The 15221-nt window shown below is 69.5% G+C and carries 15 protein-coding genes and 2 pseudogenes; 15 read left to right on the forward strand and 2 right to left on the reverse strand.

All coding sequences use genetic code 11. From position 1 onward, the window contains the following. Complete coding sequence (locus tag ACIBEA_RS06580) at nt 1-444, reverse strand: NUDIX domain-containing protein (RefSeq protein WP_399258649.1); 444 nt, start codon at nt 442-444, stop codon at nt 1-3. Between the two features lie 168 nt (nt 445-612). On the opposite strand from ACIBEA_RS06580, the gene ACIBEA_RS06585 reads away from it, so the two are divergent. From ACIBEA_RS06585 to ACIBEA_RS06630, 10 genes and pseudogenes are all read left to right on the forward strand, one after another. Next, nucleotides 613-1407, forward strand: a complete 795-nt coding sequence (locus ACIBEA_RS06585) for a TauD/TfdA family dioxygenase (RefSeq protein WP_399258651.1) — start codon at nt 613-615, stop codon at nt 1405-1407. Between the two features lie 53 nt (nt 1408-1460). Beyond that, on the forward strand, nt 1461-1925 hold the full coding sequence (locus tag ACIBEA_RS06590) for a hypothetical protein (RefSeq protein WP_399258653.1): 465 nt from the start codon (nt 1461-1463) through the stop codon (nt 1923-1925). A gap of 64 nt (nt 1926-1989) precedes the next feature. After that, on the forward strand, nt 1990-2400 hold the full coding sequence (locus ACIBEA_RS06595) for a hypothetical protein (protein ID WP_399258655.1): 411 nt from the start codon (nt 1990-1992) through the stop codon (nt 2398-2400). Nucleotides 2401-2474: 74 nt separating this feature from the next. Beyond that, nucleotides 2475-2675 (forward strand): DUF5999 family protein, encoded by a 201-nt coding sequence (locus ACIBEA_RS06600; RefSeq protein WP_399258658.1) that lies wholly within the window; start codon nt 2475-2477, stop codon nt 2673-2675. Then, the gene (locus tag ACIBEA_RS06605; RefSeq protein WP_399258660.1) at nt 2672-3223 is read left to right on the forward strand and encodes a DUF6624 domain-containing protein; all 552 of its coding nucleotides are present in this window, start codon (nt 2672-2674) and stop codon (nt 3221-3223) included. Before ACIBEA_RS06600 ends, ACIBEA_RS06605 begins: the two co-directional genes overlap by 4 nt. Continuing rightward, the gene (locus tag ACIBEA_RS06610; RefSeq protein WP_399258662.1) at nt 3220-3783 is read left to right on the forward strand and encodes a hypothetical protein; all 564 of its coding nucleotides are present in this window, start codon (nt 3220-3222) and stop codon (nt 3781-3783) included. The genes ACIBEA_RS06605 and ACIBEA_RS06610 overlap by 4 nt, the downstream gene beginning before the upstream one ends. 279 nt (nt 3784-4062) lie before the next feature. Beyond that, nucleotides 4063-4431, forward strand: coding sequence for a hypothetical protein (locus tag ACIBEA_RS06615; protein WP_399258664.1), 369 nt, complete (start codon nt 4063-4065; stop codon nt 4429-4431). Nucleotides 4432-4623: 192 nt separating this feature from the next. Next, nucleotides 4624-5151: pseudogene (locus ACIBEA_RS06620) on the forward strand (hypothetical protein); the annotation flags it as partial. A 34-nt stretch (nt 5152-5185) separates the two neighbouring features. Then, nucleotides 5186-6232: a tyrosine-type recombinase/integrase gene (locus tag ACIBEA_RS06625; RefSeq protein ID WP_399258666.1), complete on the forward strand. Its 1047-nt coding sequence runs from the start codon at nt 5186-5188 to the stop codon at nt 6230-6232. Beyond that, nucleotides 6229-8472: a tyrosine-type recombinase/integrase gene (locus tag ACIBEA_RS06630; protein ID WP_399258668.1), complete on the forward strand. Its 2244-nt coding sequence runs from the start codon at nt 6229-6231 to the stop codon at nt 8470-8472. The genes ACIBEA_RS06625 and ACIBEA_RS06630 overlap by 4 nt, the downstream gene beginning before the upstream one ends. A 93-nt stretch (nt 8473-8565) precedes the next feature. Here ACIBEA_RS06630 and ACIBEA_RS06635 read toward each other — a convergent pair whose 3' ends face one another. Next, the gene (locus ACIBEA_RS06635) at nt 8566-9198 is read right to left on the reverse strand and encodes a hypothetical protein (protein WP_399258670.1); all 633 of its coding nucleotides are present in this window, start codon (nt 9196-9198) and stop codon (nt 8566-8568) included. A gap of 308 nt (nt 9199-9506) precedes the next feature. Here ACIBEA_RS06635 and ACIBEA_RS06640 point away from each other — a divergent pair. From ACIBEA_RS06640 to ACIBEA_RS06660, 5 genes and pseudogenes are all read left to right on the forward strand, one after another. After that, a pseudogene (locus tag ACIBEA_RS06640) lies at nt 9507-9851 on the forward strand (hypothetical protein); the annotation flags it as partial. Further along, a complete protein-coding gene (locus ACIBEA_RS06645; RefSeq protein WP_399258672.1) occupies nt 9848-11044 on the forward strand; it encodes a DNA cytosine methyltransferase in 1197 nt (398 codons plus the stop codon). The pseudogene ACIBEA_RS06640 and the gene ACIBEA_RS06645, both read left to right, overlap by 4 nt. Next, nucleotides 11044-12156 carry a DnaB-like helicase N-terminal domain-containing protein gene (locus ACIBEA_RS06650; RefSeq protein ID WP_399258674.1) on the forward strand — a complete coding sequence of 371 codons (1113 nt, stop codon included), beginning with the start codon at nt 11044-11046 and terminating at the stop codon, nt 12154-12156. The genes ACIBEA_RS06645 and ACIBEA_RS06650 overlap by 1 nt, the downstream gene beginning before the upstream one ends. A 65-nt stretch (nt 12157-12221) precedes the next feature. Next, entirely contained in the window at nt 12222-13595 is a 1374-nt protein-coding gene (locus ACIBEA_RS06655) for a DUF317 domain-containing protein (protein ID WP_399258676.1), read from the forward strand. A gap of 83 nt (nt 13596-13678) precedes the next feature. Beyond that, a complete protein-coding gene (locus ACIBEA_RS06660) occupies nt 13679-15196 on the forward strand; it encodes a gamma-glutamyltransferase (RefSeq protein WP_399258678.1) in 1518 nt (505 codons plus the stop codon). The last annotated feature ends 25 nt before the right edge of the window (nt 15197-15221 follow it).

A 15221-nucleotide genomic window follows, 5' to 3' on the forward strand; every position in this document is an offset into this window, starting at 1 on the left:
TTACCTCTGCGGATGTCCGTACCAGGCAGTGATCGACTGCTTGTAGCCGGCGGGCATGTTCAAGGCGTCGACTTCGGAGCGGTGGAACAGGCCGATCTCCTTGTGTTCGTGACTCAGGGCCGGGTCACGGTCTGGGGTCAGGACCGTGCAGCCATAGGTGACGATCAGGACGCGACGGCCGGGGAGCGGCTCGTAGATCCAGGTGCCGCCAGTCAGCTCGACGCCGGCGGTGACATCCCAGCCGGTCTCTTCTGCGATCTCACGTTCCAGAGCCTTGGCGGGGCTGTCGTCCGCGGGTGCCGAACCACCTCCTTGAGCTCCAATCTCCAAGCGGCCTCCCGGGAGTTCCCACTCGGACCTTTCGTTTTTGAGCAGCAGTACCCGGTCCTTCGAGTCGAGAGCAACGCCCTTAACGGATACGGGCCACAGCGAGGGCTTGTACATCGACCGTCCCGGAGAAGTGGTGGCGGGGTTGTCCTTCGGAACGTAGCACCGCGCTCGCGGCCGCGACTCAGCCTGTCGGGTATGTCCGAGTCGACAACCTGTCGCTTTACGTATCTGGCCGCCTGTCCCGACCCTGGACGCACCGCCCACCGCACGAGGAGCACGTCGATGCCGACGCTCAGCCTGTTCGATGCACACCGCATGACCCGACCTCTTCCGGAGCAGACCCGTGGCATAGCCTCCCGGCTCCAGAGCCAGGGCCTGGCCACCATCGAGGGCCTGACGACTCGCACTGCTGTACTCGCCTTCGCGCAGCGCGTGATGAGGTTGGCAGCCCATCGCGACAGCGACTCGGACGAACTCACCACCATCCGGGACATCGGCCACCGGTCCCTGCAGCCGGGCCTGGGCGGACTGGGCAACGGTGAACTCCTGACTCATACCGAGCGGTCCAGCGAGCCCAGTCCGCCGCGGCTGATGCTCTTGGTGTGCCACCGCCCGGCAACCACCGGCGGCGACGTGATCCTGACCGACGGCCAAGCTATCCACGGGTACCTCGCCAAACACTTCCCCGCGGCCCTGGAGGCATTCGCCCTCCCCAACACCGCCTTCTACGGAGACGGCGGGGGCCACCCGTCACAGGTCTTCACCAGACACCCCGGCCAACGAGCTTCGATCCGGCTACGGCAAGACTCCCTTGCCGCATTCAGCCCCCTCGTCAGGGGGTACCTCCCCCAGCTCAGACAGGCCATCGACGCCGTACAAGTGCGGCTCACCCTCGAAGCGGGCCAGGGCTACCTGATCGACAACTCCCGATGGCTCCACGCGCGCGCCGCCTTCACCGGGAACCGGGTGTGCCTCCGCGCCCTGGGCACCCCCCGCTTCCCGATGCCGACCGGCTTCCCCCACGCGGCCCCAAACCAGGTCGACGCACCAGCAGCAGTTGGAGGAGACGCACCATGACCCTGCTTCGGGCTTCTCGCTGGCCCCCAATCAGCCGGAATGTCCCAGCCCTGATGTCCGCCTACGAGGACGTCCTGGCCTGGCCGCTGATCGTGGGGAGCGACATCGTCTCCGCCCACCGCGCCCTCGCACTCGTACAGGAAACCCCTGATTGTCTCGAACTGCAGACGGCCTGCTCCGCGTTCGACGCAGTGATCGTGCCCGCCGCCCTTGGGTCGGACCTCTTGGTCCTGGCCGATCGGCGTGGCCCGGACCCCGCTCCCGTACCCTCCCTCGCGTACGGGACAGGCGAGAAGGTGCTGCTCGTCGCACTGGGCACCGCTGCTCCCCTGATCGGAGTGGCCGGCGTCCGTGTGGAGTCCGGTCCGTGTGGCCGCATCACGCTCCCGCCCGCGGGTGGCTCGCACTGGGACACCTGGCCCTGGGCACTCGACGAGCCGAGACCCATCACTTTGAGCGATGGCCGCTGCCTCATGCCACTCCTGCGGACCGCCATGGCCAGCACGCTCACCGGCTAGCCCCTCGCCCCCGGGCCTGCACGGGCCCATCCCGAGATCCCGTTCGTTTCCCCGAGGAGTCGTCGTGTCCGTCTCCACCTTTGCACGGCCGAGTCCACCGGAGGACTTCCTCCTTCTCGTCAACGGCCTCGCGTGCGCCCGGGAACTGACCGCGCTGTCCGAAGCCGCCCAAACTTGGGACACCCTCAACCGGGTGACTGGACCATCCGCTCCCGCTGCCCACGAGGTCCCGGCTCTGATCCTGGAACTCCAGGAAGTCCTACACACCCTCGGCCGCTGCGGATCGCGCCTACGGGCGATCCACCGAAAGGCGGTGGAGTCGGGGCGAGCGAACGAGACCGCGATGGACGACGTCCTCCTCCGCGCCCACCGGTTGCTCCACATCCAGGCACCCGCCCGCACCGAGCTGGGCTACCTGCGCCTCCTCGCCGCCTGTGCGGAAGAGATCTTCGACCTCGTCGGCGACACCCCATAGACGCCGGACACCCTCACCAGACCACTCGAACACTGACTTCGGCGCGCGCCGCGCCCCGTGACCAAGGACTGCCCATGTGCCAGCACAACCCCCGCTGTCCGGACGCCGACTCCGCGGACCGGGACCAGGCCCAGCTCGTAACCCAGGCCGTCTCACAGGGGTGGGGCCGCCGGTGCAACGGCTTGCTGACCTTCGACGACACCGGTGGACTGCTGCCCGACGGTCGGATCATCGCCCCGCAGCGCCCGCTCCCCACCCTGGCCGGTGCGGCATGACCCTTTACCCGACCTCGCTCACCGACGTCCTGGCCGCAGTCACGCACCAGTTGACGGAGATGGGGCGTTCTGAGCGCCGTGCCCAGCTGATTGCCTGGCGGATCCCCTCGAAGCATCGGGAGAAGGAACTGCACCTGGTCCGGCAGACCAATGCCGACCGCCTCAAGGAGATCGTGGCCGCACACGGGTGGCCGACGGCCGGTCTCGTGGGCGACGAGGCCGCCGTCCACGCCGTACGGATCCTGCTGACCTGCCAGGAGCCCGCCTTCCTACTCCAGTGCCGCGACTTGATGAAGCCGGCCGTCGACAGCGGCGAGCTCCCGGAGACGCTCTTCGCCCACGTCGTCGACGTCTGCGCCGTGACCATGTCCGTACCCCAGACCTACGGCACCCAGGTCAACCCCCGCACGCTGCGCCCGTACCCGATCAGGAACGTTGAAGCCGCGGAGCGCCTGCGGGCCGACATCGGACTTGTGCCCCTGGCCATGCAGACCAGCGACTACCTCGCTCGTGCAGCGGGCGACACGGCGGGACCGGGCCGACTGTGAACGACACCGACCTCACCTTCCCGACCCGCGTGACTGGTGGACATCGAGATCCTGTCTCCAAGGACTCTCCGGCCCGTCTGAGACGCCTGGCCGTCGCCGTCCTCGCGTTACGCCGGCACCTGCGCAAGACCCCGGTGACCGTGCCGCAGAGCGCATCGAGAGCGCAGGCGGCCCGGGCCCTCGGCTCCCATCTGGGTCTTTCGCAATCGCTGGCCGCAGCCGCGCTCGGCGTGCTCGAACAGCGCGGTGACCTTGCCATCGCCGGGGCAACGCTGATCGTGGTCCCGGCGGGGCAGCCGCACCCCGACGATGTGGCCATCGCAGACCGGATCGAGGAGACGGCACTGGCCTACCGGCCCGGTCAGGCTCTTCCTCATGGGCTCATAGCGCTGGACCTCGGGGTCGAGGCGGCACGAGTACGCCGCGCGGCCCGGCCCTTCATCTCGTCCGGTCTCCTTCGGTACCGGCTCCACGGTCCCCACGGTCCCGGTCTCTACCTCCGCGAGCGCCCTGCGCCCAAGTACTCAACCGTCCGGGAGGAGGTCTCGTGCACGCGCTGACCCTCCCCACGGGCGGCAGCCCTCGCACCAACGTTCCCACTCCAGCGTGCCAGCCGTCCCCGCCGGGCCCACCCGATCCATTGAGATCAACTCGCCTACCTGACCGCCGGAGCAGCCCGTCACCTCGCCGAGGCCAAGGACCTTCTCGACGCCCCGGTAACGGGGCCGGAACAGGCACACGGGATCCAGGAGATCAACCGGCAGATAGCGCTCGCGCAAGACTTCACGGCACTGGGCCCCGCTGCGGCACTGGAGGCAGCGACCACCCTCGCCCTGGAGATGCACCGCAACAGCCCCGACACCACCGCAGTCCACCTCACCCCAGTCGAGCGGACGGCGCTGTACACCGCCGCCCGCGGTCACCTCGCGATCGACCGCAGTGGAGGCCGCGAACACGTCCACAGCCAAGCCCGTCCCGTGCACATCGCCACCGTGCTCGCCCTGGAACACCAGGGCCTGACCGCACGTGAACCCGCCTCCGCTCCGCCGGCGTTCGACGGCGGCCCTCCCCAGGACCGCGTCCGCCTCACTTTCAGCGGCGCGGCAGCCGTCGCCGCCCAGCTCGGACGCGCCCCCCACACCCCCGCGCTGACCACAGCTCCGGTGCCAACCACCCGCGTCATCGCGGCACCAGCCCCAACCCGCTGACCGCCCCTCCCTGTCCCCGCCGCACGCCCTCCCGCCCGGGACGTGCACCGTCACCCGCAAGGACCCACTATCCCCACCGCCTCCACAACCCGCCGGACACCGTCCGCCGCCACCTCGCCGGGATCTCCCGCCAAGGCCAACAGACCCGCCAAGCGCATCCTTTCGCTGGGCGCCGGCGTCCAAAGCTCCGTCCTGCGCTGCCTGTCCGCGAAAGGGATTCTTCCCCGCGTCGATGCGGCGATCTTCGCCGATACCGGTTGGGAGCCGAAGAAGGTGTACGAGCACCTCGACCGCCTCGAACGGGAAGTCGCCGCCCCGGCCGGAATTCCCATTCTCCGAGTCACCTCGGGAAACATCCGCGCAGACGCCCTCGACCCGAACTACCGCTTCGCATCCATGCCGCTCTACATCCTCAACCAGGACGGCGGGAACGGGATGTCCCGGCGCCAGTGCACCGGGGAATATAAAATAAAGCCGATCAAGAAGAAGGTTCGCGAAATACTCGGCCACCCCTACCATTCCAGGGTTCCCAAGGGTGCTTTCGTCGAGCAGTGGGTCGGCATCAGCACCGACGAATTCCACCGGGCCAAGGACGCCGACGTCCAGTACATGCACAACCGGCACCCTCTCATCGAGATGAATTGGTCAAGGGCAGACTGCGTCCGCTACCTGACATCACTGGGCCTCGCCGACACCCCCAAGTCGAGCTGCCTCGGATGCCTTATGTGGAATCGACCGGGCCTAGCTTGGAGTCATGGTCGAAGTCCCTTGGGGCAAGTTCCCCAACCTGGCAATGGATCAAGAGGCCCGCCGGTGGTTGCAGTTCATGGCGAACATCGGTCGGGCACCGAACACGATCGACGCGTACGGCCGCGCGGTCGAGGACCACCTGCGGTTCTGCGCCGCAGAGGGTACGGAACCGCTGTACGCGAAAGCGGACACGGTGGCGGCGTGGATCGGGGAGATGCTGGAGCGGCCACCTGGCCGGCCGCGCGGGAAGGGTGCCAGCCGAGCGAGTCCGGGGCTGGCGAACGCGACGGTGCAGCAGCGGATCGTGGCGGTCCGCTCCTTCTACGAGTTCATGGTGGAGGACGGGCTGCGGGAACGGAACCCGGTCCGCCGCGGTCAAGCGGGCAGGAGCGGGCGCCGCCCCAAGCGGGGCCTGGTGCGACGCGTTGAGCAGGCGCCGTGGATACCGGCCGAGGCCGATTGGCAGCGGATCCTGGAAGCGGCCAGGGCCGAGCCCCTGCGGAACCGGCTGATGCTCTCGCTCGCCTACGACGGCGCTCTGCGGCGCGAGGAACTCGTCCAGCTGGCCGGGGAGGACTTCGATCCCGCCTACAGCCTGATCCGGCTGAGGGCCGAGACGACCAAGTCCAAGCGGTCTCGGGAAGTCGCCTACGGGGCGGCGTCCGGCCAGTTGTTCATGGCCTACCTGGGCGAACGCCGCAGTTCGTTCGGCCGGCTCGGCGGCCCGCTGCTGCGCTCGACGTCGAACCGGAATCCCGGCGGTCCGCTGGGAGCGTCGAGCTGGTCGAAGATCGTCGAACGCCTGAGCCGCACATCCGGCGTCAGCCGCCTGTCCACGCACACCTTCCGGCACCTGCGGCTGACGGACCTGGCCCGCGCCGACTGGACCATCGACCAGATCGCCCAGTACGCCGGTCATCGCGACCTGGCCACGACCATGCGCTACATCCACCTCTCCGGCCGCGAACTCGCCGCGCGCCTCCACCGCGCCAACACCACCCTCCACGCCGACCGCGAGCGACTCCTCGCCCAGCTTCTGGAGACACCGTGAACCTCACCCCCGCCCACCCGTTGACCCGGCACCTGCTGCCAGACCTGATTCCGAATGAAGTGTCCGCACTGGAGCACATAGCCCCGCTGACAGCGATGCACGCCGGGCCGGCGGGCGACCTCGCCCGCCTGATCATCCCGATCGACAAGGTCACCGCGGAGTGGGATCCAAAGAAGGCCAGCTCGACGCGTTTTCGCCTGCTGAAGGAGGTCCACCGCAGGCAGAGGCCGTACTGGACCTGGGACGAGGGGACCTGGGCCGAGGCCGCAGCGGATGCACGCGAGTTCCGGTTCCACCTCGTGGCCCTGGGCCATCAGCTCGGCGGCCACCACCGCCTTCACGGCACCACCGGCCTCACCAGCCTGGCCCGGTTCGCCGACCTCGTCTTCGGCCCCCAGGCCATCCAGCCCGCGGTCGAGTCGATCGAGGCGACCCTCACCGCCTGGCGCAACTCCACCCACCTGCTGCCCTGGCAGGTCCGCAACACCACCATCGACGTGCTGCTGAGCAACAACAGCCCGCACCTGGAGGACCTGCGCGAACCGCTCCTGCAGGACCTGCTGGAGCACTACCGGGCCACGGATGCCAAGGGCCGGCGCCGCGGACTGTTCAAGATCTCCCGGGTCCTGGCCGACAAGGGCATCATCGCCTCACCCCTGCGCACCAACCAGGACAAGGCCGGACCGGAAGCCGCGGCCCTCGCCACGGTCCCACCCGAGTGGCGGGAGCCCGCTCTGCGGTGGATGAAGCTGGTCACCCACGAGCGCGGAACGAAACGGTCGATGCTCTCGGCGATCCTCATCGCCGGCCGCTGGGCGGCGGAGAAGCACCCGGAAGCCGTCGCACCCGAGCAGTGGACCCGTGACATCGCCGCCGAATACATCGCCGACACGATGACCGCGGTCGTCGGACAGTGGGCCGGACACAGCCGCAACCGCACCCGCTACGGCCAGCCGCTGAGCCCCAGCGGGAAAGCCAACCGGATCGACAGCGTCCGCAGCTTCTTCAGCGACCTCATCGAATGGGAGTGGATCAAACCGAGGTTCGACCCGCGCCAGGTGATGAGCATGCCGCTGTCGCTCCGCGCGCTCATGGGCCCCAACCCCCGGATCATCGACGACGCGACGTGGGCCAAGCTCATGGCCGCCGGGCTGACCCTGAACAGCGAAGACCTCAAGCCCTACGGCACCCCGCGCGCCCGTGCCGCGGGCTGGCAGGCCACCTACTACCCGATCGAGATGCTCCGGGCCATGGTCGGCGTCTGGCTCTTCGCCGGCTGCCGCATGGACGAACTGCGCCGCCTCGACCTCGACTGCATCACCTGGGACGAAGGCACCGACCAGCGGACCGGCGAGACCTACCCGATCTGCCTGCTCCACATCCCGCAGAACAAGACCAGCCTCCCCTTCGCCAAGCCCGTCGACCCGCTGGTCGGCGAACTCATCGACGCCTGGAAGCTGGTCCGGCCGCCCCAGCCCGACCTCGCCGACCGGAAAACCGGCCTGCCGCGCCAGCACCTCTTCTGCCACCGCGGCCAGCTCGTCGGCAACGCCTACCTCAACGAGAACATCATCCCGGCCCTCTGCCAGAAGGCCGGCGTCCCCGCGGAAGACTCCCGCGGCGCCCTCACCAGCCACCGGGCCCGCAGCACCATCGCCACCCAACTTCTCAACGCCCGCGACCCACTCACCCTGGGCGACCTGCAGCAGTGGCTCGGCCACAAGCATCCGGCCAGCACCCGCTACTACGCCAAGATCCTCCAGCGGACCCTGACCGCTGCCTACAAGAAGGCCGACTACTTCGCCCGCAACGTTCGCACCATCGAGGTCCTCATCGACCGCGACAGCATCCTCACCGGAGCAGCCGCCGGAGGCGAACAGCCCTGGAAGTACTACGACCTCGGCGACGGCTACTGCAGCTACGACTTCTTCGCCAAATGCCCCCACCGCATGGCCTGCGCCCGCTGCCCCTTCTACGTCCCCAAGGAATCCACCAAGGGCCAGCTCCTCGCGGTCAAGGACGGCATCAACAAGATGCTCGAACAAGTCGACCTGACCGACGACGAACGCGAAGCCCTCGAAGGCGACCGAGACGCCATCGCGGCCCTCACCCTGCGACTCGCCGATATCCCCACCCCCGCCGGCCCAACCCCCAAGGAACTCGGCACCACCAGCGCCTTCATCCCTCTTACCCAGCTGACCGACACCGCCCAGGCACGCACCCGGCAACAACAGGCATGAAACAGGAATCGGCCAGGCCGGGCCCCTTGGCCGGGCCCTGTGGAGAGCACCCCGGGTGCGGGTGCGACGACAGTAGCCGCCGCACCCGCAGGGTCAGTTGGCGTACGTCGGCGTCAGGGTGAAGAAGACATCGCCTGCCACCGGGGAAGTGTCGAGCTGTTCCTGAGTCAGGCTTTCCAGGGAGTCACTGACGTGGAGGGGAAGTGCGCCAGTGACCCGCAGGCCGTTCGGGCCCAGGGTGCGGTGAGCGAGGAGCTCCGCCGCGGTCGAGCGCGCGATCAGCACATTGGTGCCCACACTGCTGCCGTTGACGTTGACGTTGTCGGCATTCCAGTTCGCCCTCAGCAGGACCTTGAACGCGCTCGAAGCGAAGTCAAGGCTGGTGCCGCCCTTCGAAAGCCCGAAACCGCCCGGGAGAGCAGCTTCGTCACCGCTCGTCTCCCCACTCGGCACGGTGAACCCGAGGCCGTCCGAGTCCAGGACGAACGGAGCGATCGCCGTGAAAATGACGCCGTTGCTACTGAGCCAGGACTGGGTCTGTGCGCTGAGCCGGACGTGGGCGCTCTGCCACGGGGCGAGGAGAACACTGTCAGCTGCCTGGGCGCCAGGCTGGGTGACAGCCGGGGCGTGAACAGCGGAACCGCCGGCCTGGGCCGGTGCCGCGCCCAGGGCCAGGGCACCCGCAAGAACAAGAGCTGAGACAGCAGGGAACAGACGCACGATCATCCTCCGAAAGCCAGGCATGGACGACGCTTCGTCACCGAAGCTGCGGTGACGGCTCGTGGGCGAGCCCCGCGGCCCAAGAGGTACATCCCCGAAGCGGGTCGGGGACGGAAATGGGGCCATCTGTACGCGCTGAACCACCCCTGCGAACAGCAGGACCGTTTCCCCAGGTCAGCGCCTGTCCGGCCGCGCAAGACCCACCCCGGGCGGCTCCCGGCTCGCAAGGCCGCCAGCCCCCTCTTCGATCGATCCCGAAGAGCCTCACACCCATCACAAGAAAGGTCACCACACTGTCTCAATTCTCAATAACATGCCCGTTCCACGGCAATGTGCAGTGGCGCGCTATCAGGGATTCCTCTCCGGACGATTGGGCTGATGTTGTCGAATTTGATGCGGCGATCCGGCAGGGCAACGCGCGCGCGAATGCGTCCGGGAACCGGCTTCTCGGTCAGGCTTATCTGCACCGCTCCCGAGTCCCGCTTTCCGAGGCTCCGATCGACCATGTCACCGCCGCGGAGTGGGCGGCTGTCCAGCAGGAGAGCGACGCTCCGGACGCCGCGGACCTGGAGGCCGGGGTGGTGGACGGCTGCTCGCCCTGGGCCTGCCGGGGCGAGGAGCCCCAGCCGGTCCGCGACGACTTCGGCCTGACGGCATGAGGGACCTCGTCGTTGACCTGTTCGCCGGACCGGGCGGCTGGAGCCACGCCCTGACCGTTCTCGGCGTACGGGACGTGGGCCTGGAATGGGACGAGTGGGCCTGCAAGACGCGCGCCGCGGCTGGCCAGTTGACGATACGCACCGACGTCGCGATGTACCCGGCGCGAATCTTCGCCGGGCGGGTGAAGGGGTTCATCGCTTCCCCTCCCTGCCAGGCATGGTCGATGGCCGGCAAGCGCCTGGGCCTGCTGGACCAGCCGCTCGTCCATCAGGCCGTCGCCGACCTCGCCGTGGGGCACGACACTCGCGAGAGACTCCTGGCCGCCTGCCGGGACCCGCGCTCCCTTCTGGCCGCCGAGCCGATGCGCTACCTCCACGCCCTCCACCAGGCCGGCGAGCCGGAGTGGATCGCGATGGAGGAAGTCCCCGACGTCCTTCCCCTGTGGCAGCAGTACGCCGCGATCCTGCGCTCCTGGGGCTTCAGCGTGTGGACGGGCATTATCAACTCCGCCGACTTCGGGGTCCCCCAGACCAGGAGGCGGGCGATCCTGCTCGCCTCCCGGGTCCGGACCGCCGCTCCGCCGGAGCCCACCCACGCGCGTCTGCCGGAGCCCGAGAGCCTGTTCGGACCCGGCCGCGAACGGTGGGTGTCCATGGCCGAGGCGCTCGGCTGGGGCGCCACCGACAGGCCCGTGCCGACCGTGTGCGCCGGAGGGGGTCCCGGCGGCGGCCCTGAACCCTTCCCCTCGGGGGCCCGCAAGACGCTCACCGACGCCCGTGACCGCGGTGCCTGGAAGCACCATCCCGCCAGCGGCCACGCGCTCGGCGACCCGGCCGCGGAGCAGCGGTGGGCCTGGTCTCTGCGGAGCAACAACCAGTCCAACGCGACCGTCCGGCGGACCGACGAGCCGGCCGGGACGCTGTTCTTTGGCCACCGCGCCAACGAGTGCATGTGGGTCGCCGAGCCCGCCAGCGCCTCCGCCCCGGGCAGCGCGGCACCGGATCCGATCCGGATCACCGCGGTGGAGGCCGGGGTCCTGCAGTCCTTCCCTGCCGACTACCCCTGGCAGGGCAACAAGGGGCAGGCGTTCTCGCAAATCGGCAACGCCGTCCCGCCCCGCCTGGCCGCCCACCTCCTCGCCCCCCACCTCGGCAAGACTCTCAGCCGCAACGACTTCACTCTGGCGGCCTGATGCCCCAACCGACAGAAGCGCAGGACGATTTCGCACTGGACGAGATCCCGCCCCCGCCCCCCGTCCACTACGCCGAGCAGGCCCTCCTCGGCGCTCTGCTCCTCGAACCGCACCGCCTGAAGACCATCGGCGCTCTCCTGCCCGAGCACTTCGCCGGCCACAGCCACCAAGTCCTGTTCACCGCCATGCGCGGCACACCGCCCCCGGCACCCGCCGAGCACACCGCCAGCCCCCTCTGGTTGAACGCCCTCCTGGACGTGGCGCGACCCGAGGCTCCCGGCCTGACGGTTCCCCACCTCCATCACCTGGTCCAGTCCTGCCCGGCACCGGCGCACGCGGCAGCGTACGCACGGATGGTGCGAGCCGATCACGCCCGCCGCACCCTGCACCGGCACGCCCAGCAGCTGGCCCAGGCGGCCACCGATCCCGGCCTGCCCAACCCGGCCGCCGCCGTTCTCCGCCAGGCGGACGCCCTCGCCGCCGTGCTGGACGAGATTGCCGGCCAGTTCACCCCGCACCCCGGATCCCTGCCCCGCACCCCCCTGCCCGACCCGGCACCCAGGGACACGAGCGAGGAAGCACTCGACGAGGAGCGGATGCTGCTAGCCTCCGCGACCGCGCACCCCACCGAGGTGGCACGGATGCGGTGGCTACAACCCGGCGACTTCACCCTGCCCCTGCACGCGGCGCTGTTCCACTGCGTGTGGGCCCTGGCCCACCGGGGCGATCCCGTCGACCCGGTCACCGTGCTGTGGGAGGCACAGCACCGCGGGCTCGTCATCCAGGACGTGACCCCCGCAGAGCTGATGCAGCTCGTCGCGACACCGGCCGGGCCGCCCGAGCACTGGGGCCAACTGATCCTGCAGCGCGCACTGCTCGCCCAAGCGCACACCGCGGCCATCCGCGTGATCGCGTTCACCAACGATCCCGCCAACACCCCGTACCAGTTCCTCACCGGCGGTCGCCGCGCCCTGGCCGACCTCACCGCCCTACGAGCCCGCTGGCAGCGCACCATCCCCGCCAAGCCGCCGGCCCCCGGCCCGCGCACCACGGCCACCTCACGTGCGGGACCCCCACGCACCGCGGCCCCGACCACCCGCGCGACCCGATGACACCTCCGCCCCAGGGCCCGGCCGGCACCAAACCGAGCCGGGTCCGCGACCCCCGAGAGCACACGTTGTCCGAACCCGAAACCGCCACCCACGTCCGCCTCGCCCTGCACCCCGACCACAGCAGCGCCGTGACCGCCACCATCACCGGGCCCAGCCCCTACCTCGCCCGCGCCACCCTCTTCCTGGCCGGGTTCCGCCAGATCGACGACCAGACCATGGGCCTGGCCCGCATCGACTACGACGAACCCCACTACGCCGACAAGGCCGCCCGAGCCCTCCGTGACGAGGGCGTCAGCGTGGAGATCGACACCGCGCTCCAAGAGGAGATCGACACCGAGTGGACGTACGGCAACTACCCGATGACCTGGTTGAGCCGGGAGGAGATCCGCGAGGTCAGCGCCGAAGCCCAGCGGATCCACGACGACATCGCCACCGGCCGCCTGATCGTCCGCTACCACGCCAACGACGGCTGGACCACCGTCGCAGTGGGCACCTACCGCGACGGTAAGAGCGTTCACCTCCACGGTGAGGACTACCTCCGCCAAGAGACGATGATCTTCGACTCAGCGGCTGAAGCCATAGCCGACTTCACCCGCCAACCCATCACGGTGCGCCCCGGACCAGCCCCCCTCACCGACATCGAGCAAGCAGCCGCCGAGGTCTTCGCCCCAACACCGCCCTCCACCGCGCCGACGGCAACGCCGAAGAGCGTCGCTGCCGAGGAGCTGTCGCGGCAGGTGCCTGCGTACGCCGCCAGCCCTGGCGACCATGAGGCCCTCCTGGTCCACTTCTTCACCAAATACGAGGAATGGGGCAAGTGGCGGCCTCATGACGAGACCACCATCGCCAGCCACGAGTCCCTGACCCTGCGCGTCGAGTTCCTCCATGAATCACGCCACGGCGATAACGCCTGGACGATCGCCGCCTACGAATCCCCCGTTGGTGAGCGCCTCTGGCACGCCACCGCCACCCCCACCACCCCCGTAGAGATCATGCGCGTACTCCTCGACAGTCTCAGTACCGAAGACAGCTGGGGGCAGGGCCCCCAGACCCCGGTCAAGAACGAAGACCTCTCCGAAGCGTCCCGCCCCCTGGGAGACGAAGGCTGGCCACTCAAGGTCGGAGTCCGGCTGATCGACTGGACGGCCCCCACCACCGATATCGCGGCAGGCCTGCGCTTCGACACCCTCGTCAAGCAGGGAAGCGTCCTGCCGGCCTGGACCGTCTGGGGCGGCAACACCGCCGACAACCCCACCTGGGCCATCCACCTCTCCACGCACGCGCCCACAGCGCTCATCCAGGACATCGCCTTCGAACTCGCACACACCCAGGCCTACCGGCAGCCCCGGCACACCGCCGCAACCGCACCCCGCCTACCGACACAGGCCGCCGCGGCCCGCCCCCCGGCACCAGCGGCCCGGACCGCGCCCAGGCGCTGAACTCCCTACCAAGCCGGGGATACAGCCTGGGCTCGACAGGCCCGGGGCGCGGGAGTGTCCCCGGCGGGTGGCAGAGTGAGCCGGTGATCCCTTCTCCCTTCGCCGATGTCCCGCCCCTCCTGTACACCGGCAGTGTGGACATACCCGTGCTGTTCCGCGACAGCCCGGCGGCACGGCCGTTCAAGCAGTGGCGCACCGCGAAGCCTGCTCCCTGGCCGGCGCCCGCCGCGTTCCCGGCGAAGAACGGCTGGTACCTGCCCACCACCACCTGGCGGGAGATCCTCAAGGCCGCCACCGAGGTGGGCCGGGACATCACCCCCAACCTGCTGCGGCTGCCCCAGCTGGCCGGGAGCGAACTCGTCGCTCGCGTGGCCCCCCTGTACGCCTACCTTGGCACCCACAGCGTCGATGCCAAGCACCCCCTGCCGGGCAGCAAGGGCCGCCGTCTGACCGTGAACCCGGTCTACGAGTACGGCACCGAGCGCTCCGCGAAGAACGCCCTCGGCTACCGCCTGGGCATGACGATGGCCGAGTGGGCGACCCGCTCGCTGATGGGGCTGGGCCAGACCCTGCACATCGAGGACGGCGGCCCCGTCCCCGCCCTCCGGGACAAGTTCGTCAGCCCGTCCGCGAAGCTGCCGGACCTGTGGGGCCTGCACGAGGCCGAGAACCTGTACTGGATGATCGAGGCCAAGGGAGGCAACGTCCGCAGCCCCCGCCTCTGGGAAGGCTGGAAGCAGCTTCAAGGCGGCACCAAGGTCCTCCACGAATACGCCCACCGACGGATCCTCGTCGGAGCCAGCGTCCAGCCCCAAGGCGACCTGTTCCTCACAGTCGACCACGACCACCACCCCGGCAAGGAACCGCTCCACCCCGCCGCCGGCCCCACATGGCCCCAGCCGCCGGGCTCCCCAGAAGACCACCTCGGCGACAACGACGACGCCCTCATGGGCACAGCACGCGCCCAGATGCTGGTATACCTCGCGCTCAGCGGCGCCCAGCCCTCCCGGCTCAAGACCGTGGCCCTGCCCACCGACCGCACGAACCGTCGCCGAAGCGCCCACGGTGTCACCACGCCCCTGGAACGCGACCTGGACGCTCACGCCCTGCGCGGCGATGTCCGTGCCGAATTCGCCGACGACGCCCAGCCCGGCCGCCGGGAATACGCCCAGGCCCTCGGCCTCGACGACTTCCTGACCTACCGCGTCCCCGGAACCGAATTGCGCCTGGGCATGTCCCGGCAGCTCTTCGCCGCCTGCGCCCAGCTCCACCGCGAGGACCAGCTGATCGCCGAGCGCACCCCGGGCATGCGGGCCGAAGACGTTCGGGCCGACGAGCCCGCCAGCGAGGAAGCCGAGGAGCACCGGCGCCACACGCAGCGCAGGGTCTTCCGGGAACAGCAAGAGGAAAAGCGTGCACGGATCGAGCCCCGCGTCCGCGCCGCCTTCGAGGACGGCAGAAGCCGCCCCTGGCGAGAACTGCTGCATACCCAGAACGACCCGCGTCTCGACCTCGGCGAAGACCCCGGCCTCCTCGAAGCCGCGACAGCGGAGACCTACCTCGCCATCCGCGAAGACGACCTCCCCCACCACGAACGCTGACCGCCGACGGTCAGCCTCTACCTCA

The sequence above is a fragment of the Streptomyces sp. NPDC051555 genome (genome assembly GCF_044454405.1).
Classification (GTDB): domain Bacteria; phylum Actinomycetota; class Actinomycetes; order Streptomycetales; family Streptomycetaceae; genus Streptomyces.

Coding starts and splice junctions, on each gene's coding strand:
- ACIBEA_RS06580 (WP_399258649.1), bottom strand. CDS start 444: ATGTACAAGCCCTCGCTGTGGCCCGTATCCGTTAAGGGCGTTGCTCTC.
- ACIBEA_RS06585 (WP_399258651.1), top strand. CDS start 613: ATGCCGACGCTCAGCCTGTTCGATGCACACCGCATGACCCGACCTCTT.
- ACIBEA_RS06590 (WP_399258653.1), top strand. CDS start 1,461: ATGTCCGCCTACGAGGACGTCCTGGCCTGGCCGCTGATCGTGGGGAGC.
- ACIBEA_RS06600 (WP_399258658.1), top strand. CDS start 2,475: ATGTGCCAGCACAACCCCCGCTGTCCGGACGCCGACTCCGCGGACCGG.
- ACIBEA_RS06605 (WP_399258660.1), top strand. CDS start 2,672: ATGACCCTTTACCCGACCTCGCTCACCGACGTCCTGGCCGCAGTCACG.
- ACIBEA_RS06615 (WP_399258664.1), top strand. CDS start 4,063: ATGCACCGCAACAGCCCCGACACCACCGCAGTCCACCTCACCCCAGTC.
- ACIBEA_RS06625 (WP_399258666.1), top strand. CDS start 5,186: ATGGTCGAAGTCCCTTGGGGCAAGTTCCCCAACCTGGCAATGGATCAA.
- ACIBEA_RS06635 (WP_399258670.1), bottom strand. CDS start 9,198: ATGATCGTGCGTCTGTTCCCTGCTGTCTCAGCTCTTGTTCTTGCGGGT.
- ACIBEA_RS06645 (WP_399258672.1), top strand. CDS start 9,848: ATGAGGGACCTCGTCGTTGACCTGTTCGCCGGACCGGGCGGCTGGAGC.
- ACIBEA_RS06650 (WP_399258674.1), top strand. CDS start 11,044: ATGCCCCAACCGACAGAAGCGCAGGACGATTTCGCACTGGACGAGATC.